This is a genomic window from Stenotrophomonas koreensis (assembly GCF_001431525.1).
Taxonomy (GTDB): Bacteria; Pseudomonadota; Gammaproteobacteria; order Xanthomonadales; family Xanthomonadaceae; genus Stenotrophomonas; species Stenotrophomonas koreensis.
The window spans coordinates 18962-40268 of the sequence record NZ_LDJH01000010.1; the positions used below are offsets into that span (position 1 = coordinate 18962).

The following is a 21307-nucleotide window of genomic DNA, read 5'->3' on the forward strand; positions in this document are numbered from 1 at the left end:
CGCACTCGGGCCCGGGTTTCAGTCCCGGGCCTGCAGCGCGCCGACATACAGCGCTGCCAGCAGCAGGGTGATCCCGCCCCAGAACGCCGAATACACCGCCAGATGGGTGTTGAGCGGAAACAGCGCCACCGCGATGGCAATGGCCGCCGGCAGGCTGCGCGCACGCGCGGCGGGCGCGGCAAACAGCCAGGCGCGGATGCCCGCGGCGGCGCCGGCCAGCCACAGCACCAGACCGAGCAGGCCGGTCTCGCTGGCGATCTCCAGCAGCAGCTGGTGGGCGTGCAGGGCCGGACCCTGGCCCCAGGCGGGTGGCAGCTGCGGTGCCGGATCACACTGCGCCCAGGCATGCCGGAAGCCACGTACGCCGACCCCGTTGATCGGGTGCTCGCCAATCATGCACAAGGCACCTGACCAGACCCGTCCACGCCCGGCCAGGGCGGCATCGGTGGCCTGCGCCTGGCCACTCAACAAGCCCAGGCTGTCGTGCACCCGCTGACCGATGCCCGGCAGCAGGGCTGCCGCCGCGGCCAGGCCGAGCACGGCGGCAGCGGCCAGCACCAGGATCCCGCGCCGTCCCAGCACGCCCCAGCCACTGCACAGCAGCACCAGCGCATAGCTGAGCCAGGCCGCACGCGCGCCGGCCAGCAGCACCACCAGCCCGCACAACGCCGCCAGCAGCAGCCACACCCCACGCCGGGCACCGGCCAGAAAGAGTACAAACGGTGCCAGTACCGCCAGCACCTGCCCCAGCTTCGGGTTGCATTCGGAGAACACCCCATTGACCCGACCCAGCGCGGCGACCTCCTCCGGCGGGCACAGGCTGCTGCCGGTAATGGCGTGGCGCAACTGGTCCAGCGACCAGAACAGCGCACTGCTGCCCCAGGCGGCCTGCAGCAGCGCATCCAGCGTCCATAGCAGGGCGATCACCGCCACCCCGGTAAAGGTGCGCCGGCGCCGCTGCGCGGTAGCCACGGCGATTGCGACCAGCCACATGAACGGCAGATAGCGCAGACCGGCGGCGGCCTTGCCGACCGCCTTGCCCGGATCGATCGCATCGATGGCGGCCACCACCTGTGGCAGCCAGTAAGCCAGAAACAGCAGGCTGGTCAGCGCCCAGGCCTCGGTGGTCAGCAACGGGGCGATGCCGCCACGGCGACGCAGCTGCCACAGCCGCACCAGCGCGAAGATCGCGCCCGCCGCCAGCACCACTTCGGCCGGCCCCGGCAGCGGCAACAGCGCAACATAGGCCAGCACCCACCACACCGCGTTGTCACCCGGACGGTAAGTCCTGGCCGGCGTATCAACGGCCAGTGTTGATGAGCTGCTCATACAGATCCAGGGTGCCTTGCTGCATCGCAGCCAGCGTATGGGGGATATGGGACGGCGGCCGCGGCGGGGCCGCCAACAGGGCCTGGGCCCGGGCCAGCAGTGCCGGCATGTCGCCTGGCGGCACGGCACCTGCCGGCTGCAGGGTGGCCAGCAGCTCGCCGACCCCGCCATGATCCCAGCCCAGCACCGGACAACCAACGGCCAGCGCCTCGACCACAGTGCGGCCGAATGCCTCCGGTTTGCTGGACAGCTGCAGCACCAGGTCCGCGCCGGCATAGGCCTGGGCAATCTGCCCGGTGGCGGCACTGGCCACCACCGCATCGGCCACCTGCAGGCGTTGTGCCAAGGCCATCAGTTCGGCCAGATACGCCTCACGCCCGGGCTCGACCAGGCCCGGCATCCACAGCCGCGCATTGCCGTGCCCGGCGGCATGCAGCCCGGCCAGCAGTTCCAGCGCCTGCGCATGCCCCTTCAGGCGCGTGCCGCGACCGGGCAGCAACAGCAACGGGCCATCACCGGCCAGGGCGGGATGGGCCTGCACCAGCGCCCGGCGCGCAGCGCGATCGGGCCGTGCCCGGCGGGCAAACGCGGCCAGGTCCACCCCGCGTGGAATCACCCGCAGGCGCTGTTCGGGCACCTGCGGATAATGCCGGCGGACATAGGCCGCCACGGTATTGGAAACGCAGATCACCTGCTGCCCGCTGGTCATGATCGCGCTGTAGCGACCCGGTGAATTGAGCCCATGCACGGTGGTCACCCAGGCCGGCCGGGTCGCCGCCGGCATCGACTGCACAGCCTTGTAGCCCAGCCAGGCCGGCAGCCGGGAACGGGCGTGGACGATATCGGCGCCGACCTCGGCAAACAGCCGGCGCAGGGTCGGCATGTGGCGCAACGTCAGCAGCGACTTGCGCCCGATATCCAGGCTCAGGTGCTCGCCACCGGCATCAAGCAGCGGCTGCACCAGCCGCCCCCCGGCAGACACGACAATGGCGCGATGGCCCTTTCGGACCAGCGCGCCAGCAATTTCCAGGGTTGAACGCTCGACACCACCGGCGTGCAGCGCCGGCAGCAGCTGAACCACGGTCAGCCTGCGCACCGGTGTGGTCAATCAACCAGGACGAAGACAGCGCCGCAGTACGGGCAGGCACATTCGCCGCCCGGCTCCTTGTCGATCGGCAGGTAGACGCGCGGATGCGAATTCCACAGCGCCATTTCCGGCGTCGGGCAGCTCAGCGGCAGGTCGGCACGGGAAACGGTGTAGCGCTTCTCGGCATTGGCGGGCGCGGTGGTCTGGCTCATGGCAATGACAATCTGGGAACTGACGGAAGACGCACAGTCTAACAGCGCGGCCACCCCGGCGGCGGCCGTGGCCGGCAGTTGCACCCTGCCGGCCAGCAACCGCGGATGCTTATCCGACGCCGCGTTCGGCTTCCAGCTGCTTGCGGATCTGCGCATCGGCCGCGGCGATCGCGGTCATGTTCATGATCCGGCGCGGGGTCGCACTGGAGGTGAGGATGTGCACCGGCTTGGACAGGCCCATCAGCACCGGGCCAATGGCCACGCCATCGGTGAACACGCGCACCAGGTTGTAGGCGATGTTGGCCGCCTCCAGGTTGGGCAGCACGAACAGGTTGGCACGGCCCTTGAGCGTGCTGCCCGGCAGCAGGCGCTCGCGCAGCGCTTCATCCCAGGCGGTGTCGCCCTGCATCTCGCCATCCACGTTCAGGCGCGGGTTGCGGGCCAGCAGCAGCTGGCGCACCTGGCGCATCTTGATCGCATCTTCCGAGTCATGGCTGCCGAAATTGGAGTGCGACAGCAGCGCGATCTTCGGTTCGATCCCGAACAGCTTGAGCCGGTAGGCGGCCTGCAGCGTGGCCTCGGCGATCTGCTCGGCGCTGGGGTTTTCCTTGACGTGGGTATCGACAAAGAAGAACGCACCCTGCTGGTTGATCACCCCGGTCATCGCGTAGGTCGAGCTGACCTTCGGGTCCAGGTCGATCACGCTGCGCACGTAGCCCAGCTTCTTGTGGAAACGCCCGACCAGGCCGGCCAGCATCGCATCGGCCTCGCCACGGGCAACCATGATCGCGGCGATCAGGGTCGGCCGCGAACGCATCAGGTTCTTGGCCGCTGCCTCGGTCACGCCCTTGCGGCAGGTCTTGGCGTGGTAGAACTGCCAGTAGTCGTTGAAACGCGGATCATCGTGGATGTTGGTGATCTCGAAATCCTCGCCGGCGCGCATGCGCAGGCCCAGGCGCCGAATCCGGCTCTCGATCACCTCCGGGCGGCCGATCAGGATCGGGAAGGCCAGCTTCTCGTCGATCACGTTCTGCACCGCGCGCAGCACGGTTTCTTCCTCGCCCTCGGCATAGGCCACACGTTGCAGGTTGGTGCGGGCGCGGTCATAGACCGGCTTCATCATCAGGCTGGTGCGGTAGACGAACTGGCCCAGCTTCTGGCGATAGGCGGCCATGTCGGCGATCGGCCGGGTGGCAACGCCCGAATCCATCGCGGCCTGGGCCACCGCCGCCGACAGCTCGACCAGCAGGCGGCGGTCGAACGGGCGCGGAATCAGGTAGTCACGGCCGAAGCTGGGCACCTCGCCGCCGTAGGCCGCGCCCATGTCCGAGGCTTCCTTGCGTGCCAGTGCGGCAATGGCGCGCACGCAGGCAATCTTCATTTCCTCGTTGATGGTGGTCGCGCCCACGTCCAGCGCGCCGCGGAACAGGTACGGGAAGCACAGCGCGTTGTTGACCTGGTTGGGGTAGTCCGAGCGGCCGGTGCCCAGGATGGCATCCGGACGCACCGCCCGGGCCTGCTCGGGCAGGATTTCCGGATACGGGTTGGCCAGGGCAAAGATCACCGGGTCCGGCGCCATGCTGGCCACCATCTCGGCGGTGAGGATGCCGCCGGCCGACAGGCCCAAGAAGATGTCCGCACCGTCGACGATCTCGGCCAGGGTGCGCTTGTCGGTGTCACGGGCGTAGCGGGCCTTCTCGCAGTCCAGGTCGGTACGGCCGCTGTGCAGCACGCCATCACGGTCGTAGGCCAGGATGTTTTCCGGCTTCAGGCCGAGCTGGACCAGCATGTTGACGCAGGAGATGCCGGCCGCGCCCATGCCGGTGGTGGCCAGCTTGACGTCCTCGATCTTCTTGCCGGTGATCTGCAGCGCGTTGAGCACGGCGGCGCCGACGATGATCGCGGTGCCGTGCTGGTCGTCGTGGAATACCGGGATGTTCATCCGCTCGCGCAGCTTGCGCTCGACGATGAAGCACTCCGGCGCCTTGATGTCTTCCAGGTTGATGCCGCCGAAGGTCGGCTCCAGCGAAGCGATGATCTCCACCAGCTTGTCCGGGTCGTTCTCCTCCACTTCGATATCGAACACGTCGATGCCGGCGAACTTCTGGAACAGCACGCCCTTGCCTTCCATTACCGGCTTGCCGGCCAGCGGGCCGATGTTGCCCAGCCCGAGCACGGCGGTGCCGTTGGAGATGACACCGACCAGGTTGCCGCGCGCGGTCAGCTCGCTGGCCGCCGCCGGGTCGGCGACGATCGCCTCGCAGGCATGCGCCACCCCCGGCGAATACGCCAGCGACAGGTCGCGCTGGGTCAACATCGGCTTGGTCGCCACCACCTTGATCTTGCCCGGCGGGGACATGCGGTGATAGTCAAGGGCGGCCTGTTTGAAATCTTCGTTGGACATCGCGTGGCGCATCGTTACGGCAACTGGGAGGCCGATTCTACCCCGCCGGCAATGGCTTTCCCCTTGTTGGCAAAGGCTTTTTGACGCTGCAGCGCAGCAATACCCATAACCGCCGGTGAGGGTCGATAGCGCAATGGTGACTGTCATCACGCACGGCGCTGGCAGATAGTGGCTGCACCGTTTGATTGCCTGGACAACCGCCGATGGCCACCGCTGTACGTTGGGATCCCCCCTACCTGCTGTATCTGGGCAATGCCCCGGATGATCTTGCCGCCAAGACCGCGCGCGGCATCGCCCACTGGCGCCCGCAGCACTGCATCGGCCAGCTCTCCGGCAGCGCCTGCCAGACCACGATCGGCCTGCCGGAGATGGACATCGCCAGCGCCGCGGCCGCCGGAGCCCGCACCCTGATTGTCGGGGTGGCCAATGCCGGCGGGATCATGGACGCCGAAACCGTGGCCACGGTGATCGCCGCACTGGAAGCTGGCCTGGACGTGGCCTCTGGCCTGCATGCCCATCTGGCCGACCATCCGCTCATTGCCGCCACCGCCGCGCGTCTGGGACGCAGCCTGTTCGATGCCCGGGTGGCACCGGCCACGCCGGTCGGCAACGGCCGCAAGCGTGCCGGCAGGCGCCTGCTGGCGGTGGGCAGTGACTGCTCGGTGGGCAAGATGTACACCACCCTGGCCATGGAAAAGGCGATGCAGGCCCGCGGCCTGAAGGCCGATTTCCGTGCCACCGGGCAGACCGGCATCTTCATCGCCGGCGGCGGCATGCCGATCGACGCGGTGATTGCCGACTTCATCTCCGGCGGTATCGAGTACCTGTCACCGGCGCGCGAGGACGGTGGCTGGGACCTGATCGAGGGCCAGGGCTCGCTGTTCCACCCGTCCTTTGCCGGGGTCTCGCTGGGCCTGCTGCATGGTGCCCAGCCCGATGCGCTGGTGCTGTGCCACGAACCCACCCGCACCCATATGCGCGGCCTGCCGCACTACCCGCAACCGGACCTGGAAGCCTGCCTGCAGGCCAACCTGGCTGCCGCGCAACTGACCAATCCGCAGGCCCGCTTCGTCGGCATCGCGCTCAATACCGCCGCGCTGGACGAAGCTGGCGCACAGGCTGCGTGTGCCGCGCTGGAAAGCCGTTTCGGCCTGCCTTGCCAGGATCCGGTACGGATGGGCTGCGAACGCATCATCGACCGGCTGCTGGCCGAATTCGGCCACTGAGGCGGGCAGCCAGTACTTCAGGCGCATTGCGCACTGCCACCCCGGGCAGGTACGTTTCAGTGCGACCGGCCTGCGACCGGTCGCACTGAGGATTTCCTGACAGCAGCGCCAGCGCGCTGATTGCAGGACAAAGACCTGTTTGCCCGGCGCCCGCGTCGGAACAACCGTGTGGGAGCTGTGCATGTTTGAACTCGATGCGATCCAGACCGTGGCCTTCGGTGGCCTGGTGCTGTTCCTGGGCTACGCGCTGTGCCGCAACATACCGCTGCTGGGCAGGTACAACCTGCCCGAACCGGTGGTCGGTGGCCTGGTCATCGCGCTGGTGTCGTGGTGGGCCTTCAGCCAGGGCAGCGCGCTGTACACCCTGGACACCAGCCTGCAGCAGCCACTGATGATCGCCTTCTTCACCACGATCGGCCTGAATGCCAGTCTGGCGCTGCTGCGCGTCAGCCTGGTGCCGGTGCTGGTGTTCCTGGCGCTGTCGATCTTTTTTGCCGTCGCCCAGAACCTGATCGGCATCGGCGTGGCCAGTGCCTTCGGCCTGAACCCCTTGTTCGGCGTGCTGGCCGGCTCGGCCACCCTGACCGGCGGCCCGGCCACCGGCCTGGCCTTTGCACCGATGTTCGAGGCCGCCGGCCTGGTCGGTGCCGAATCGATCGCGGTGACCTCGGCGATGGCCGGCATCATCCTGGGCGGGGTGATCGGCGGGCCGGTGATCACCAAGCTGATCCAGCGCGAAAACGTCATTACCCCCGGCAAGCGGGACGGCGACAACGAACTGGACCTGCCCGGCCCGAACCCGCAACGGGTGCACGTGGAAAATGATGGCGACCGCGAGTTCAATGCGCTCAAGTCGATCGTGATCCTGCTGCTGCTGCTGTGGGTCGGCGGCTGGATCAGCCAGGGCTTCACCGCCATCGGCCTGACCCTGCCGGCCTACATCGGCGCGATGCTGGCCGGCGCGATCGTACGCAACATCGATGACTTCACCGGCTGGTTCAAACTGTCGGTGCATACGCTGGAAATGATCGGCAATGTCTGCCTTGCCCTGTTCCTGGCGGTAGCACTGATGAACCTGAAGCTGTGGGAGCTGGCCGGCATGGGCGCTCCGCTGCTGGTCAACCTGGTGCTGCAGGTGCTGGCGGTAGCCGCGTTTGCCTGGGTGATCTTCAAGGTGATGGGCCGTGATTACGATGCCGCGGTGATGGGCGGCGGCTTCATCGGCTTCATGCTCGGCACCACCGCCAATGCGATGGCGGTGATGCGCAAGCTGGTGGCCCGCTACGGGCTGGCGCCACGCGCGTTCCTGGTGGCGCCGCTGATCGGTGCGTTCTTCATCGATTTTGCCAATGCGCTGATCATCACCGGCTTCATCAACTTCTGGCCGCACTGACCCGGGCCCGCTGCGCATGCGCCTGCGCCAGATCGAAGTCTTCCACGCCGTCTACACCACCGGCTCGATCAGTGCGGCCGCGCGCAAGCTGCACGTGACCCAGCCAGCCGTGAGCAAGGTGCTGCACCACACCCAGGCGCAGCTTGGCCTGACCCTGTTCGAGCTGGTACGCGGACGCCTGGTCGCCACCGAGCAGGCACATGCGCTGTACCGCGAGGTCGGCGAGATCCACGAACGTCTGGCCGCGCTGGACAAGGCCGTGGGCAACCTGCGCCAGCTGGCCGGCGGGCTGCTGCGGGTGGGCTGCGTGCCCTCGCTGGGCCAGCACGTCATCCCCGCCGCAGTGACCGCCCTGCGCCAGCGGCATCCACGGCTGAGCGTGGAGCTGCAGACCGTGCACCACGATGAAGTACTGCGCCGCTTGCTGGAGCGCGACTGCGAGCTGGTGCTGGTGTATGCGCCGGCCACGCAACCGCGCGTGCGCATCCAGGTGCTGGAACAGGCCCAGCTGATGGTCCTGGCGCGGCAGGAAGATTTCCCCGGCCGCCCGCACCTGGCCCTGGCCGACCTGCAGGGCCGGCCGATGGTCGGCCTGGCCAGCTCCGGCCCGCTGGGCGAGCTGTTCGATGCGGCCATCGAACGCGAGGGCATTGCGTTGGACACGGCAGTGACCAGCCAGACCTATGCCATTGGCGCGGCCCTGACCGCACACGGCGCCGGGCCCTGCGTGGTGGATGAGTTCACCGCACGCGGCCATGCCAGCGCGCAGCTCAAAGCCTATCCACTGCAACCGCCGCTGCATTTCCCGGTGTGCTGCGTGCATCTGGAAGACCGCCCGTTGTCAGCGGCGGCGCAGCGTTTCCTGGCCTGCTTCAGCCAGGCATTGCGCCACTTGCGGCAGGCCAGCGGGCCGGGGCCGGCCGCTTAACCGCGGCTGCCGGGACGCCGCGGCCCACCCGGGCGGCCCTTGCCACCGGGCTTGCCACTGCGGCCGGCACGACGCACCTGCTCGGCGTTTTCGGCTTCGCGCCGGGCCAGCTTGGCTGCCGCCTCGGCCACTTCCGCCGACAGCTTGAGGTAATTGCGCAGGCGTTCCGGATCCAGCGTGCCAGCCTCCAGCGCCGCCTCCACCGCACAGCCCGGCTCGCCGGAATGGACGCAATTGCGGAAGCGGCACTGCGTGGTCAACGCCTGGACATCGGCAAAACCGGCGATATCCAGCACTTCCTCACCGGTCGGCTTGAGCTCGCGCATGCCCGGGGTATCGATCAGGCAGGCACCGGAGGGCAGCGACAGCAGCGCACGGTGGGTAGTGGTGTGGCGACCACGCGAATCATTGGCACGTACCGCGGCGGTGCGCATGCGCTCGTGCCCGAGCAGGGTGTTGGTCAGGGTGGACTTGCCCACCCCCGACGAGCCCACCAGCACAGCGGTGTGGCCGGCCTGCAGCCAGGGGTGCAGCTGGGACACGCTATCGGTATCGAGTGCATTGACCTTGAACAGAGGCACATCCTGGGCGGCCAGTTCGTCCAGTACCGCCAGCGCCTGGTCGCCGTATTCGGTGGTATCGGCCTTGGTCAGCACCACCACCGGCTGCGCGCCGCCACTGCCGACCAGCAGCAGGTAACGCTCGATCCGGCGCGGATTGAAGTCCGCATCCAGGCCACAGACCACGAACACCGTATCGACATTGGCCGCAATCACCTGCTGGTGGTAATGCTCACCGGCCGCGCCGCGCTTGATCGCGGTACGGCGCGGCAGCAGGGCCACAATCTTTCCGCCCTCCACCAGCACCCAGTCGCCCACGGCGGGGCGCTGATGGCTGGGAAAACGTGGCCGCTGCCATTCCGGCAGCGACTCCACCCGGACGATTTCGCCCGGCCGGGTCGCCACGCCGTAACCGGTGCGGTGCTGCTCCACCACCCGTGCCGGATGGGCGGCAGCATGCTGCGCGGTCAGGGTCGCCCACTCGCCAGCGGCGGCGAGATCGGGATAGGGCCAGCCAATTTGGCGCAGCGCGTTCAGGTCAGTGCGTTCGGTCATCGTGGCAATTGTAACCGTCCATCCTGACGACCAGCACCTCCCCGCCGCCCACGGCACAGGCGCGCAAAGCCTTGCTGCAGCAGCGCCGGGGCCGCAGGAACTGGGCTACCATCAGGGTCCCCACCGAGATGGCCACGAGCCTGCAATGAGCGCCCCTGCCCCCCTGCCTGTATCCACCCGCCAGCGCCTGTCCGAGGTCCGTTACGAAATCCGCGGCGAACTGGCGCGGCGAGCGGGTGAACTGGAGGCGCAGGGACGCACGCTGATCAAGCTCAACATCGGCAACCCGGGCAGTTTCGGCTTCCGTGCCCCGGCCCATCTGCAGCATGCCATTGCCGATGACATGGACCGCACCGATCCCTACACCCACCAGCAGGGCCTGCCGCACGCACGCGAGGCGATTGCCGCGGCCTATGCCCGCCGCGGCATGCCCGATGCGCACGCTGACCGGGTCTTCATCGGCAATGGCGTGTCGGAGTTGATCGACATGGCGCTGCGCGCCCTGCTCAACCCCGGTGACGAGGTGCTGGTGCCCTCGCCGGACTACCCGCTGTGGTCGGCGGCCACCATTCTCAACGATGGCCGTCCGGTGTATTACCGCTGCCGGCCGGAGGATGGCTTTGCGCCGGATCCGAACGAGATCGAAACCCTGGTTTCCGGCCGCACCCGCGCCATCGTGCTGATCAACCCGAACAACCCCTCCGGGGCCAGCTATCCGCGCGCGCTGCTCGAGCGCATCGTCGCCATTGCCCGCAAGCACAACCTGTTGCTGCTGGTGGACGAGATCTACGACCAGATCCTGTATGACGATGCAGTGTTCGAGCCGGTGGCGCCCCTGGCTGGCGATCACCCCTGCCTGACCTTCTCCGGCCTGAGCAAGGTGCACCGCGCCTGCGGTTGGCGGGTGGGCTGGGGCCTGCTTTCCGGCCAGGCAAGCCGGGTGGCCGAACTGCGCGCGGCAATGGACCTGCTCAGCGCCCTGCGCCTGTGCGCCAATGTCCCCGGCCAGCTGGCCATCGAGGCGGCGGTCAACGGCCCGGATACGATCAGCCCGTTGTGTGCACCCGGCGGCCGCCTGTATGAAAGCCGCAAGGCGGTCATTGCCGCCTGCGCGGCGTCGGAGCATCTGGACCTGGTAGCACCGGCCGGTGCGCTGTATGCCTTCCCGGCGGTGGTTGGCGAGGCGGCCCGCGGCTTTGATGACCACCAGTTCGCGCTGCAGTTGATGGAAGAAGAAGGCGTGCTGGTGGTGCCCGGTTCCAGCTTCAACGTGCCCTACCATCACCATTTCCGCGTCACCCTGCTGCCGGATGCAGCCACCATTGCCGATGTGTTCGGCCGCATCGACCGCCTGCTCACGCGCCGTGCTGAAGCGGCCGGAAAGGTGGTGCAGCTGGCCGGCCGGCTGACCGCGGCGCGATGAGTGCCCTGTCCCCGCCAGCGCAGGTGCATGCACCGTTTACTGATGCCATCGCGCGGCGGATTGCCCAGCCCTTCGCGCCGCCGCGTCCGTGGGGCAACTGGGGGGACTACTGCTACACCCGGCTCAAACTGCGCAGCGACCCGCTCTACCCCGCGGTGATCGCCGCGCTCCGTCACCACCGCTCACCACTGCTGGACCTGGGCTGTGGCCTGGGCCTGCTGGCCCATGCACTGCGCGCGGCCGGGCTGGAGCAGGCCTACCGCGGGCTGGACATCGACACGACCAAGATCCAGCGTGGCCAGCAGATCCTGGCCCGCAGCGGGCTGGCCGGCGTGCAGCTGCAGCGGCACGATCTGAGCGTCAGCCGGCCGGCCCATCGCGGCAGCGTGACCCTGCTGGACGTACTGCAGTACCTGGATCAACCCACCCAGCAGACGCTGCTCGCCGATGCGGCGGGCATGCTCGACGATGATGGCGTACTGGTGATCCGCAGCACCCTGGCCGAGGATTCCGCCCGCGGCCGCACCAGCCTGCGCGCCGATGCCTGGGCCCATCGCATCGGCTGGATGCAGACCCGGCCGCAACACTACCCCGGTGCCGGGGAGCTGCAGCGCCCACTGGAAGCGGCCGGCCTGCAGGTGAGCCTGCAGCCGCTGTACGGCAACACCCCGTTCAACAACTGGCTGCTGGTGGCCCGGCGCTGATCAACCGGGAATATCCGCGCGCAGCCCACGCTGGTGGAGCAGCTGCAGGACCCCCTCGAGCACGGCAACCGCCTGCCCGGGGCTGCCACCTTCATGCAGCAGGACAATCGCCCCGCTGCGCAGGTCCGGCGCGATCCGCGCCAATACCGCGGCCGGATCCCGGGCCACGCCGTCATAGCCGCGCGCACTCCAGCCCACCCGGGTCAGGCCATGGCGGCGCAGTACCGCCGCGACAAACGGGTTGGTATGCCCGACCACCGAGCGGTACCAGCGCGGTGGCTGGCCGCTGAGGGTGGCCAGCCGCTGCTGGCATTGGCCGATCTGCGCCGCCAGCCGTTTCGGGCCCTGGGCCCACCACCAGGCCTGGGGATGGCTGTCGGAGTGGTTGCCGATCGAATGCCCGGCCTGGATGATCGCCTGCACCAGCGCCGGCTGCGCCGCTGCACGTTGTCCGATCAGGAAAAACGTCGCCCGCGCCTGATGCCGGGCCAACAACGCCAGCAGCGCCGGGGTATCGGCCGAAGGGCCATCATCGATGGTCAGCCAGACGCGGTTGCCGGCCTGCGGCCAGTGCGAGAGCACCGGCCCGTAGAACCGGCTGTTGGGCAGGAACACCGGCACCAGGAACAACGCATGCGACAGCAGCATTGCCGGCAGCCCCCAGTGCCAGCCCAGCCAGCCCCACAGCACGGCCACCAGCAGCTGGCTGGCCAGCAGCCAGCCAACCCAGCGCCACGGCTGCCGCGGCGGGCAATACAGGGTTTCATCCATGCTCATGCCCCATGATCGCATGCCGCGTAGAATGGGGCTCTCCTCAAGAGTTTGAACCCAGAACGATGTCTCTCGATCCCGCCCTGCGTGCGCGCATTGAATCCATCCTCCAGGCCAACCGTGTCGTGTTGTTCATGAAGGGCCAGCCGGGTATGCCGCAGTGCGGCTTTTCGGCAAAGTCGGTCGGTACCCTGAACGACCTGGGCGTGGAGTTCGCCCACGTCAACGTGCTGGCTGACAACGAAATCCGCGAAGGCATCAAGCTCTACGGCGACTGGCCGACCATTCCGCAGCTGTATGTGGATGGCGAGCTGGTCGGCGGCAACGACATCCTCCAGCAGATGGCCGCCAGCGGCGAACTGAGCCAGTTGCTGGGCCTGGCGGCACCGGACCGTACCCCGCCGGCCATCACCGTGACCCCGGCAGCGGTGGAAATGCTCAAGGGTGCGCTGGAGGAAAACCAGGGGGCGGCCCTGCAGCTGAGCATCGATGCCAACTTCCAGCCGGACTTCCAGCTGGTGCCGTTTGATGCCGGCGCGATTGCCGCCGAGTCCAATGGCCTGCGCGTGCAGTTCGATCTGGCCAGCGCACGCCGCGCCGAAGGCATCACCATCGACTGGGTGGATGACCTGCGCGGCCGTGGCCTGGCCATCGACAATCCCAACGCTCCGCGCCAGGTCGAACAGATCGAACCGCGGGTCGCCGCCGAGCGGGTTGCCAACGGCACCTTGCTGGTCGATGTCCGCCCGGCCGAAGAGCGCGCCATCGCCGCGGTCAATGTCCCGTTCGAAACCCTGGATGGGGACAACCGCGAGCGCCTGGAAGCCCTGCCCAAGGACACCGCCATTGCCTTCCTGTGCCGCAGCGGTGGCCGCAGCCATCAGGCCGCCGAACATTTCCGCACCCTGGGCTTTACCAGGCTGGCCAATGTCGCCGGTGGCATCAATGCCTGGGCCGAGCAGGTGGACAGTTCGATCACCCCGTACTGAGCATCGATGCGCCGAAACGACAACGCCGGCCACTGGCCGGCGTTGTTGCAGGTGCTCATGCGCGGCCGGCTCAGGCGGAAAAGCCGCCATTGGCCAGGTATTCCAGCTCCTCCACCCGGGGAATCCGCCCCAGCGCCGCATTGCGGTGCGGGAAGCGGCCAAAGCGGCTGATCACCTCGCGATGGATCAGCGCATGTTCCAGGTACTGCGGCTCGCCCAGGGCCTGGAACATCGCTACCGAACGCTCCTGGTCAACCGGGTCCTCGGAGTGCTCGAACGGCAGGTACACAAACGCCCGCAGCGCTGCCTCCAGCTGCAGATCCATCCCTTCTTCAATGGCCCGCATCGCGTAATGGCGCGCCAGCGGATCGGTGGCGTAGCTGTGCGCACTGCCGCGGAAGGCATTGCGCGGGAACTGATCCAGCAACAGCATCAAACCCAGCACGCCTTCGGCGCTGCACAGCCAGTGCTCGTACTCGCGCCGCGCGGCGGCAAAATGCTGTTCAAGGAAACACTGGCGAAAGCGCGCATCAAAGGCCGCATCGCGTGCAAACCAGCGTTGCGGGCCAGCCTGTCTCCAGAATTCCACGACCCCCTTGGCCTGTTCCATCGTCCGCCATCCTCGCCCGATTCTTGATCCGTCCTGGGCACCGGACCGGTGTCGACACGACCACTGTGACGCAGTACCAATGGCGCAGCCTAGCCGATCACACTGCTGATGCCTACTGATCCGGATCAATCCGTCCCCCGCCGGGTCCGGTGCCCATCGGGCTGGGTGGCCTGCCACCGCCGGCCGCAAGATGGCCAGCAACCTGTCGCAGGGCCATGACTTTTACCCTTGGCAAGGCCGGGCCTGGCCCGCTAGCGTGACGGCTTTGCACTCATGCGGGGATCGAACCAGATGCAGCAACGCTCTCGTACGGCGGCACTTGCTACCGCCTTGGCCATCGCCTTGCTGCCACTGGCCGCACAGGCAACAGGGTCCAACCGGCAGGCCGGCGATGCCTTTGCCAGCACCTACCAGCCACTGCCTTCGGCGCCGGTACTGATCAGCGGCGCAACCGTGCTCGATGGTGCCGGCGCACGCCTGGACAATGCCGATGTGCTGATGGTCGATGGCCGCATCGCCGCCGTCGGCGTCGGCCTGCAGGCACCGGCCGATGCCCTGCGCATCGATGGCAGCGGCAAGTGGGTGACCCCGGGCATCATCGACGTGCACTCGCACCTGGGCGTGTACCCCAGCCCCGGCGTGCAGGCGCACAGCGACGGCAATGAAATGACCAACCCGGTCACTGCCCACGTCTGGGCCGAGCACTCGGTGTGGCCGCAGGACCCGGGCTTTGCCGCGGCACTGGCCGGTGGCGTGACCAGCCTGCAGATCCTGCCCGGTTCGGCCAACCTGGTCGGTGGCCGCTCGGTCACGTTGAAGAACGTGCCGGCCACCACCACGCAGGCGATGAAGTTCCCCGGCGCCCCGTACGGGGTCAAGATGGCCTGTGGCGAGAACCCCAAGCGCGTCTACGGCGGCAAGGGCGGCCCGGCCACCCGCATGGGCAACATGGCCGGCCACCGGGCCGCCTTCATCGATGCGGCCGAATACGCCCGCAAGCAAGCCGCGGCCGATGGCAAGCGCGCAGACAGCAGCGCACCCAAGCGCGACCTCAAGCTGGAGACCCTGGCCGGTGTGCTGGAAGGCGAGATCATTGCCCATATCCACTGCTACCGCGCCGATGAAATGACCAACATGCTCGACCTGGCCGAGGAATTCGGCTTCCAGGTCGGCACCTTCCACCACGGCGTGGAGGCTTACAAGATCGCCGACCGGCTGGCCGATGAAGGCGTCTGCGCGGCGCTGTGGGCCGACTGGTGGGGCTTCAAGATGGAAGCCTTCGACGGCATCCAGGAAAACATCGCGCTGGTGGACCGGCTTGAAAACAGCTGCGCCATTGTCCATTCCGATTCGGATGAAGGCATCCAGCGCCTGAACCAGGAAGCGGCCAAGGTGATCGCCAATGCCCGCCGTGCCGGCATCGCGATCGCCCCGGAACGCGCGATGACCTGGCTGACCGGCAACGCCGCCCGCTCGCTGGGCATCGCCGGGCACACCGGCACCCTGGCCCCCGGCAAGATGGCCGACGTGGTGATCTGGAATGGCACCCCGTTCTCCTCCTATGCCCTGGCCGAGCAGGTGTTCATCGACGGCGCACGGGTTTACGACCGTAGCGATCGCCGCCTGCAACCGGTGTCTGATTTCCGTCTGGGCCAGGAGGCAAACTGATGATTACCCGTAGCCTACGTCCGGCCCTGTTGGCCGCTGCCCTGCTCGCCACCCTGCCGGCAGCGGCGCAGGACCTGCTGGTGCGCGGCGCCACCGTCCATACCGCCAGCGCCCAGGGCACCCTGGCCGATACCGATGTCCTGGTCCTGCGCGGACGCATTGCCGCCATCGGCAAGAACCTCGGCGCACCGGCCGGCATCAGCGTGGTCCAGGCCAATGGCCAGGCACTCACGCCGACCCTGTTTGGCGGCATCAGCGAACTGGGCGCCGAAGAAGTGTCCGGGGTCGAGGCCACCGCCGATTCGCGCCTGCGCCTTGAAGACCAGCCGGCACGTCCGGAGTTCGACCTGAGCCTGGCCTTCAACCCGGACTCGCTGCTGTTGCCGGTGGCGCGCGCCGAAGGCATCGGTTTTTCGGCCCTGGCGCCGAACCCGGGCGGCAGCTTCATCGCCGGCCAGGGGGCGGTCATCCGTACCCAGGGCGACAGCCAGCCGCTGGCCAGCCGGCAGCTGTACCTGAGCCTGGGCGGCAACGTTTCGGCACAGTCCGGCCAATCGCGGGCGGCGCAGTGGATGTTGCTGGCACAGATGGTCGAAGAAGCCCGCGGCAACCTGCCCGCCAGCTCCCCGCATGCGCTGCTCTCGCCCGCCGGTCGCAAGGCGCTGGCCAGCTATCTGGCGGGCAATGGCCGGACCATGGTGCGGGTGGACCGCGCCAGTGATATCGCCCAGCTGCTGCGCTGGGCAGCGCGCGAGAAGGTTCGCATCGGCATCGTCGGTGGCGCCGAGGCGTGGAAGCAGGCCGATGCGCTGGCCGCGGCGAAGGTGCCGGTCTTCCTGGAAACCCTGGTCAACCTGCCGGCCAGCTTCGACCAGCTGGGCGCACGCGCCGATGCGGCGGCCCTGCTGGCTGCGGCCGGGGTCGAGGTGTCGTATGTGCTCAACGGCGATGGCGCGCACAACGCCCGCAAGCTGCGCCAGAGTGCCGGCAATGCCGTTGCCCAGGGCCTGCCGTGGGAAACCGCTTACGCCGGCTTGACCAGCGTGCCGGCCCGCGCCCTGGGCGTGGATGACGAGCTGGGCAGCATCGCCATCGGCAAGCGCGCCGACCTGGTGCTGTGGGACGGTGATCCGCTGGATGTGGCCCACGTCGCCCGCCGGGTCTGGATGGGCGGGGTCGAACAGGCCCTGCGCTCGCGCCAGACCGAATTGCGTGACCGCTACCAGGCACCGGCCGGCTCCCAGCCACGTGCCTACCTGCAACCGTCAGCGCCGCGTTACTGAAACGCAAACGGCCGTCAGCGGGCACGCTGGCGGCCGTGTTTACCGCCCTTGGCTGCTGCGGCGCAACAGGCGGTGTGACGGTTTTGTGCTATTCACGGGGTATCGAAACAGACGGTCAACAGGGGGAGTGTCATGCGCATTGGCATCGTCGTCGATTCGGGCTGTGACCTGCCCGCTGAGTACATACAGCGCCACAACATCACCCTGCTGCCGATCACGGCACGCATCGGTGATGCGGTACTGGCCGATCACCGCGATGAGCAGGCCACCCTCGCCTTTCTCAATTCGCAGGTGGCCGAACGTGCGGCTGAAGCAGAGACCACCCCGTTTACCGTGCAACAGATCCGTGACCTGTTCCTGGACAAGCTGGTGATCGATTACGACCACGTGTTCTGCCTGACCATTTCCAGTACCCGCAGTGCGGTGTATGCCAATGCAATGCAGGCCAGCTTCGCCATTCTCAATGATTACAAACCGGCCCGTCATGCCGCCGGTCACAATTCTCCGTTTGCCTTGCGGGTGATCGACTCGCAGAACCTGTTCTCGGCCCAGGCGGTCAGCGCGACCGAAGCGGTGCGCCTGCGCGACCAGGGCTTGAACCTGCAACAGATACGCGAACGCCTGGATTACCTGATCCCGCATGTGCACGGCTATCTGGTGCCGCGTGACCTGTACTACATGCGCGCACGTGCCCGCCACAAGGGCGACCGCAGCGTCAGCCTGTTCTCTGCCGCGCTGGGCAGCGCGCTGGATATCAAGCCGGTGATCCACTCACGCGCCGGCCAGACCGCGCCCACGGCCAAGATCAAGGGCTTCGAGCCGGCGTGTGAGCGGCTGTTTGCGTTTGCCCGTTCGCGCATCAATGCCGGCCTGCTCACTCCGACCCTGTGCGTGAGCTATGGCGGCGAGCTCGCTGAGCTGCATCAGCTCCCCGGCTACGCCCAGCTCCAGGCCGAATGCAAAAACCACGGCGTGGAGCTGCTGGAGACGGTGATGAGCCTGACCGGGATGATCAACGTCGGCAAGGGCGCGATGACCCTGGCCTTTGCCGATGACAAGGCGCCGCTGTTTCACTGAGCCCACCGCCGCCGGGCCCATACTGGCCACCCGTTCTGGCAACCAGGAGAACAGCGCCCATGGCCGTGACCTACACCATTGCCCTGCCCGAGCCGGCACAGGCGCGCGGTGACGACCCTGCACTGGCATTCTCGGCCCACGGTGCAGACGGCCTGGCCCAGCAGCTGGAGCAGGCACTGCGCAGCGACCAGCTGTTCCAGGCCTGGTGCAGGCAGCACGAAGACCCCGACGATGTCGACCCGCTGCTGGCAGCCACCGACACCCAGGCCTGCGTGACCGGCCAGCAGGATGAGCTGCGCATTGTGTTGAACGTGACCACCAGCCTGCCCAGCGCAGTGCTCAGGCACCGCCTGCGCCTGCTGGCAGGCCCGCACTGGCAGTTGCGCGAGGTGCGCCAGCCGTAAGGCCCTGCCAGCTCGAACCCGCTGCCGGTCAGAAGAGTGCCGGCAGCGGCAGGATTGCCGGCGGGACGCTTATTCTCCGCGCAGCGCGGCGGCATGCCAGGCGATGTGCTCGCCAATGAAGCTGGCAATGAAGTAGTAGCTGTGGTCGTAGCCTGGCTGCAGACGCAGGGTCAGCGGATGAGCCGTGGCCTCGCAGGCCTGGCGCAGCAGCTCGGGCCGCAGCTGGCTGTCAAGGAATTCATCGGCATCTCCCTGGTCCACCAGCAACGGCAGCTGCCTGGCAATTCCCAGCTTGACCAGCTCCACCGTATCGTGTGCGCGCCAGGCGGCGCGGTCATCGCCGAGGTAGGCCGCAAAGGCCTTCTGCCCCCACGGCACCTGGCTGGGTGCGACGATCGGCGAGAACGCCGAAACACTGCGGTAGCGGTCCGGATTCTTCAGCGCGATGGTCAGCGCGCCATGCCCGCCCATCGAATGGCCGCAGATCCCGCGCACGTCGCTGGCCGCCGGATCGGCTTCCACCCAGGCCGGCAGCTCGTGGACGATGTAGTCGTACATGCGGTAATGCCCAGCCCAGGGCTGCTGGCTGGCATTGAGGTAGAAGCCGGCGCCCTGGCCCAGGTCGTAACCTTCCGCGTCGGCCACCTGCGGGCCACGCGGGCTGGTATCCGGTGCCACCAGGATGATCCCGTGCTCGGCGGCGTAGCGCTGGGCACCGGCCTTGGTGATGAAGTTCTGCTCGCTGCAGGTCAGCCCGGACAGCCAGTACAGCACCGGGCACGGCCCCTGCTGCGCCTGCGGCGGGAAATACACGCCGACGGTCATCTCGCAGTCCAGCACCCGCGAATGGTGCCGGTACACGTCCTGCCAGCCACCAAAACAGGCGCGGTGTTCCAATCGTTGCATCGTCAGCTCCTCAACTTGTCGATCCAGCCGGCTTGCGGCCAATGAACTGCACCACCTGTGCGCGGCCGGTATGGCCGCAGCCCTCGTGGACGTCGCGCTCGACCTCGCGCAGCAGCAGCGGTTCCAGGGACGGAAAGGCCGTACGCAGCTTGTCCACGCTCATCAGCATGTCCAGGTCTTTCGGCCCGCCGGTATCGCGCACCAGCTGGCCTTCGGCATAGGCCTCCAGCAGCACCAGGCCGCCGGGGCGCAGCGCCTGCTCCACCCGCGGGTAGAGCTGCGCGCGCACCGCCGAAGGCAGGTGGGCGAACACCGAGACCACCGCAGCGTAATGGCCGGGCTCGGGCAGATAGTCGGCCAGGTCAGCCACCGTGGTGTCGATCGCCACCCCGTGTTCGGCGGCCAGGCGCTGGGCCTTGGTCAGGCCGACCGCCGAACTGTCCACGCCCCGCACCTGCAGCCCACGCCGGGCCAGGAACACCGCGTTGCGGCCCTCACCCTCGGCCAGCGACAGCACCGGCCCATCGATCATCCCGGCATGCGCGGCAAGGAAATCATTTGGCGCGGTGCCGTAGAAGTAGTCCTGGCTGGCGTAACGGGCATCCCACGGCGTGCCCGGGCCGGCAGGCGCAGGCGCAGGCGTGCTCATCAGAAATGCACCACGCTGCGGATCGACTTGCCCTCGTGCATCAGCTCGAACGCTTCATTGATCTGCTCCAGACCCATGGTGTGGGTCACGAACGGGGCCAGCTCGATCCTGCCGGCCATCGCGTCCTCGACCATGCCCGGCAGCTGGCTGCGGCCCTTCACGCCACCGAAGGCGGTGCCCATCCACTTGCGGCCGGTGACCAGCTGGAACGGACGGGTGGAGATTTCCTTGCCGGCGCCGGCCACACCGATGATCACGCTCTGGCCCCAGCCGCGGTGCGCGCATTCCAGTGCCGCGCGCATGACATCAACATTGCCGATGCACTCGAAGCTGTGGTCCACGCCCCAGCCGGTCATCTCCACGATCACCTGCTGGATCGGCTTGTCGAAGTCCTTCGGGTTGACACAGTCGGTGGCACCGAACTCCCTGGCAAGCGCGAACTTGGACGGGTTGGTGTCGATGGCGATGATGCGCCCGGCCTTGGCCTGGCGCGCGCCCTGGATCACCGCCAGGCCGATGCCGCCCAGGCCAAACACCGCCACCGAATCCCCCTCGGCGACCTTGGCGGTGTTGTGCACCGCGCCGATGCCGGTGGTCACGCCGCAGCCGAGCAGGCAGACGTGTTCCGGGTTGGCTTCCGGGTTGACCTTGGCCAGCGAGACCTCGGCCACCACGGTGTATTCGGAGAAGGTCGAGCAGCCCATGTAGTGGTAGATCGGCTGGCCGTTGTAGCTGAAGCGGGTGGTGCCATCAGGCATCACACCCTTGCCCTGGGTGGCGCGCACGGCCACGCACAGGTTGGTCTTGCCGCTGGTGCAGAACTCGCACTTGCCGCATTCGGCGGTGTACAGCGGGATCACGTGGTCACCTGGCTTGACGCTGGTCACGCCCTCGCCCACATCGACCACGATGCCGGCGCCTTCATGGCCCAGCACCACCGGGAACAGGCCTTCCGGGTCCTCACCGCCCAGGGTGAAGGCATCGGTATGGCAGATGCCGGTGTGGGTGATCTTGACCAGCACCTCGCCCGCCTTGGGCGGGGCGACGTCGATCTCGACGATCTGCAGCGGCTGGCCAGCGGCAAAGGCAACGGCGGCACGGGATTTCATGGCAACTCTCCTGAAGGGAC

General features: G+C 67.8%; 20 protein-coding genes. 10 read left to right on the plus strand and 10 right to left on the minus strand.

Annotated elements, in window-relative coordinates; genetic code table 11:
* Nucleotides 1-18: 18 nt before the first annotated feature.
* The 4 genes from ABB25_RS06065 to ABB25_RS06080 form a co-directional block, all read right to left on the minus strand.
* Entirely contained in the window at nt 19-1329 is a 1311-nt protein-coding gene (locus ABB25_RS06065) for an O-antigen ligase family protein (protein ID WP_057664978.1), read from the minus strand.
* Nucleotides 1301-2425 (minus strand): glycosyltransferase, encoded by a 1125-nt coding sequence (locus tag ABB25_RS06070; RefSeq protein ID WP_057665022.1) that lies wholly within the window; start codon nt 2423-2425, stop codon nt 1301-1303. The genes ABB25_RS06065 and ABB25_RS06070 overlap by 29 nt, the downstream gene beginning before the upstream one ends.
* Nucleotides 2426-2433: 8 nt before the next feature.
* Nucleotides 2434-2628: a zinc-finger domain-containing protein gene (locus tag ABB25_RS06075; protein WP_057665024.1), complete on the minus strand. Its 195-nt coding sequence runs from the start codon at nt 2626-2628 to the stop codon at nt 2434-2436.
* A 109-nt stretch (nt 2629-2737) separates the two neighbouring features.
* Nucleotides 2738-5032, minus strand: coding sequence for an NADP-dependent malic enzyme (locus ABB25_RS06080; protein WP_057665026.1), 2295 nt, complete (start codon nt 5030-5032; stop codon nt 2738-2740).
* Nucleotides 5033-5235: 203 nt separating this feature from the next.
* Between ABB25_RS06080 and dgcN the strand changes: the two genes are divergently transcribed.
* The 3 genes from dgcN to ABB25_RS06095 all read left to right on the plus strand — a co-directional run bounded on the left by dgcN (nt 5236) and on the right by ABB25_RS06095 (nt 8579).
* The gene (gene dgcN, locus ABB25_RS06085; RefSeq protein ID WP_057664979.1) at nt 5236-6258 is read left to right on the plus strand and encodes an N-acetyltransferase DgcN; all 1023 of its coding nucleotides are present in this window, start codon (nt 5236-5238) and stop codon (nt 6256-6258) included.
* A 181-nt stretch (nt 6259-6439) separates the two neighbouring features.
* Nucleotides 6440-7651 carry a sodium/glutamate symporter gene (gene gltS, locus ABB25_RS06090; RefSeq protein WP_057665028.1) on the plus strand — a complete coding sequence of 404 codons (1212 nt, stop codon included), beginning with the start codon at nt 6440-6442 and terminating at the stop codon, nt 7649-7651.
* Nucleotides 7652-7667: 16 nt separating this feature from the next.
* A complete protein-coding gene (locus tag ABB25_RS06095) occupies nt 7668-8579 on the plus strand; it encodes a LysR family transcriptional regulator (protein ID WP_057664982.1) in 912 nt (303 codons plus the stop codon).
* On the opposite strand, the gene rsgA is transcribed toward ABB25_RS06095, so the two are convergent.
* Complete coding sequence (gene rsgA / locus ABB25_RS06100) at nt 8576-9703, minus strand: ribosome small subunit-dependent GTPase A (RefSeq protein WP_083488139.1); 1128 nt, start codon at nt 9701-9703, stop codon at nt 8576-8578. The genes ABB25_RS06095 and rsgA overlap by 4 nt on opposite strands.
* A 136-nt stretch (nt 9704-9839) precedes the next feature.
* Here rsgA and ABB25_RS06105 point away from each other — a divergent pair, with 136 nt between their 5' ends.
* Nucleotides 9840-11117: an aminotransferase class I/II-fold pyridoxal phosphate-dependent enzyme gene (locus ABB25_RS06105; protein ID WP_057664986.1), complete on the plus strand. Its 1278-nt coding sequence runs from the start codon at nt 9840-9842 to the stop codon at nt 11115-11117.
* Entirely contained in the window at nt 11114-11821 is a 708-nt protein-coding gene (locus ABB25_RS06110) for a methyltransferase domain-containing protein (RefSeq protein ID WP_083488138.1), read from the plus strand. Before ABB25_RS06105 ends, ABB25_RS06110 begins: the two co-directional genes overlap by 4 nt.
* On the opposite strand, the gene ABB25_RS06115 is transcribed toward ABB25_RS06110, so the two are convergent.
* Nucleotides 11822-12598 (minus strand): polysaccharide deacetylase family protein, encoded by a 777-nt coding sequence (locus ABB25_RS06115; RefSeq protein ID WP_057664988.1) that lies wholly within the window; start codon nt 12596-12598, stop codon nt 11822-11824.
* A 59-nt stretch (nt 12599-12657) separates the two neighbouring features.
* On the opposite strand from ABB25_RS06115, the gene grxD reads away from it, so the two are divergent.
* Entirely contained in the window at nt 12658-13581 is a 924-nt protein-coding gene (grxD, locus tag ABB25_RS06120; RefSeq protein WP_057664990.1) for a Grx4 family monothiol glutaredoxin, read from the plus strand.
* Nucleotides 13582-13651: 70 nt separating this feature from the next.
* Here the strand turns inward: grxD and ABB25_RS06125 are convergent, their stop codons facing one another.
* Nucleotides 13652-14191 (minus strand): DUF924 family protein, encoded by a 540-nt coding sequence (locus tag ABB25_RS06125; RefSeq protein WP_057664992.1) that lies wholly within the window; start codon nt 14189-14191, stop codon nt 13652-13654.
* Nucleotides 14192-14482: 291 nt separating this feature from the next.
* Here ABB25_RS06125 and ABB25_RS06130 point away from each other — a divergent pair, with 291 nt between their 5' ends.
* The 4 genes from ABB25_RS06130 to ABB25_RS06145 all read left to right on the plus strand — a co-directional run bounded on the left by ABB25_RS06130 (nt 14483) and on the right by ABB25_RS06145 (nt 18623).
* Complete coding sequence (locus ABB25_RS06130) at nt 14483-15859, plus strand: amidohydrolase (protein ID WP_057664993.1); 1377 nt, start codon at nt 14483-14485, stop codon at nt 15857-15859.
* On the plus strand, nt 15859-17142 hold the full coding sequence (locus ABB25_RS06135) for an amidohydrolase family protein (protein ID WP_057664995.1): 1284 nt from the start codon (nt 15859-15861) through the stop codon (nt 17140-17142). Before ABB25_RS06130 ends, ABB25_RS06135 begins: the two co-directional genes overlap by 1 nt.
* Before the next feature lie 132 nt (nt 17143-17274).
* A complete protein-coding gene (locus ABB25_RS06140) occupies nt 17275-18219 on the plus strand; it encodes a DegV family protein (RefSeq protein WP_057664997.1) in 945 nt (314 codons plus the stop codon).
* A gap of 59 nt (nt 18220-18278) precedes the next feature.
* Nucleotides 18279-18623 (plus strand): hypothetical protein, encoded by a 345-nt coding sequence (locus ABB25_RS06145; RefSeq protein ID WP_057664999.1) that lies wholly within the window; start codon nt 18279-18281, stop codon nt 18621-18623.
* A gap of 69 nt (nt 18624-18692) precedes the next feature.
* On the opposite strand, the gene fghA is transcribed toward ABB25_RS06145, so the two are convergent.
* Genes fghA through ABB25_RS06160 form a run of 3 tightly spaced genes read right to left on the minus strand, consistent with a single transcriptional unit; the run spans nt 18693 to nt 21287 of the window.
* Nucleotides 18693-19529: an S-formylglutathione hydrolase gene (fghA, locus tag ABB25_RS06150; RefSeq protein WP_057665001.1), complete on the minus strand. Its 837-nt coding sequence runs from the start codon at nt 19527-19529 to the stop codon at nt 18693-18695.
* A gap of 10 nt (nt 19530-19539) precedes the next feature.
* The gene (locus tag ABB25_RS06155; protein ID WP_057665002.1) at nt 19540-20178 is read right to left on the minus strand and encodes an SAM-dependent methyltransferase; all 639 of its coding nucleotides are present in this window, start codon (nt 20176-20178) and stop codon (nt 19540-19542) included.
* Nucleotides 20178-21287 carry an S-(hydroxymethyl)glutathione dehydrogenase/class III alcohol dehydrogenase gene (locus ABB25_RS06160; RefSeq protein ID WP_057665005.1) on the minus strand — a complete coding sequence of 370 codons (1110 nt, stop codon included), beginning with the start codon at nt 21285-21287 and terminating at the stop codon, nt 20178-20180. Before ABB25_RS06160 ends, ABB25_RS06155 begins: the two co-directional genes overlap by 1 nt.
* Nucleotides 21288-21307: the final 20 nt, after the last annotated feature.

Coding starts and splice junctions, on each gene's coding strand:
- ABB25_RS06065 (WP_057664978.1), bottom strand. CDS start 1,329: ATGAGCAGCTCATCAACACTGGCCGTTGATACGCCGGCCAGGACTTAC.
- ABB25_RS06075 (WP_057665024.1), bottom strand. CDS start 2,628: ATGAGCCAGACCACCGCGCCCGCCAATGCCGAGAAGCGCTACACCGTT.
- ABB25_RS06080 (WP_057665026.1), bottom strand. CDS start 5,032: ATGTCCAACGAAGATTTCAAACAGGCCGCCCTTGACTATCACCGCATG.
- dgcN (WP_057664979.1), top strand. CDS start 5,236: ATGGCCACCGCTGTACGTTGGGATCCCCCCTACCTGCTGTATCTGGGC.
- gltS (WP_057665028.1), top strand. CDS start 6,440: ATGTTTGAACTCGATGCGATCCAGACCGTGGCCTTCGGTGGCCTGGTG.
- ABB25_RS06095 (WP_057664982.1), top strand. CDS start 7,668: ATGCGCCTGCGCCAGATCGAAGTCTTCCACGCCGTCTACACCACCGGC.
- ABB25_RS06105 (WP_057664986.1), top strand. CDS start 9,840: ATGAGCGCCCCTGCCCCCCTGCCTGTATCCACCCGCCAGCGCCTGTCC.
- ABB25_RS06110 (WP_083488138.1), top strand. CDS start 11,114: ATGAGTGCCCTGTCCCCGCCAGCGCAGGTGCATGCACCGTTTACTGAT.
- ABB25_RS06115 (WP_057664988.1), bottom strand. CDS start 12,598: ATGAGCATGGATGAAACCCTGTATTGCCCGCCGCGGCAGCCGTGGCGC.
- grxD (WP_057664990.1), top strand. CDS start 12,658: ATGTCTCTCGATCCCGCCCTGCGTGCGCGCATTGAATCCATCCTCCAG.
- ABB25_RS06125 (WP_057664992.1), bottom strand. CDS start 14,191: ATGGAACAGGCCAAGGGGGTCGTGGAATTCTGGAGACAGGCTGGCCCG.
- ABB25_RS06130 (WP_057664993.1), top strand. CDS start 14,483: ATGCAGCAACGCTCTCGTACGGCGGCACTTGCTACCGCCTTGGCCATC.
- ABB25_RS06135 (WP_057664995.1), top strand. CDS start 15,859: ATGATTACCCGTAGCCTACGTCCGGCCCTGTTGGCCGCTGCCCTGCTC.
- ABB25_RS06140 (WP_057664997.1), top strand. CDS start 17,275: ATGCGCATTGGCATCGTCGTCGATTCGGGCTGTGACCTGCCCGCTGAG.
- ABB25_RS06145 (WP_057664999.1), top strand. CDS start 18,279: ATGGCCGTGACCTACACCATTGCCCTGCCCGAGCCGGCACAGGCGCGC.
- fghA (WP_057665001.1), bottom strand. CDS start 19,529: ATGCAACGATTGGAACACCGCGCCTGTTTTGGTGGCTGGCAGGACGTG.
- ABB25_RS06155 (WP_057665002.1), bottom strand. CDS start 20,178: ATGAGCACGCCTGCGCCTGCGCCTGCCGGCCCGGGCACGCCGTGGGAT.
- ABB25_RS06160 (WP_057665005.1), bottom strand. CDS start 21,287: ATGAAATCCCGTGCCGCCGTTGCCTTTGCCGCTGGCCAGCCGCTGCAG.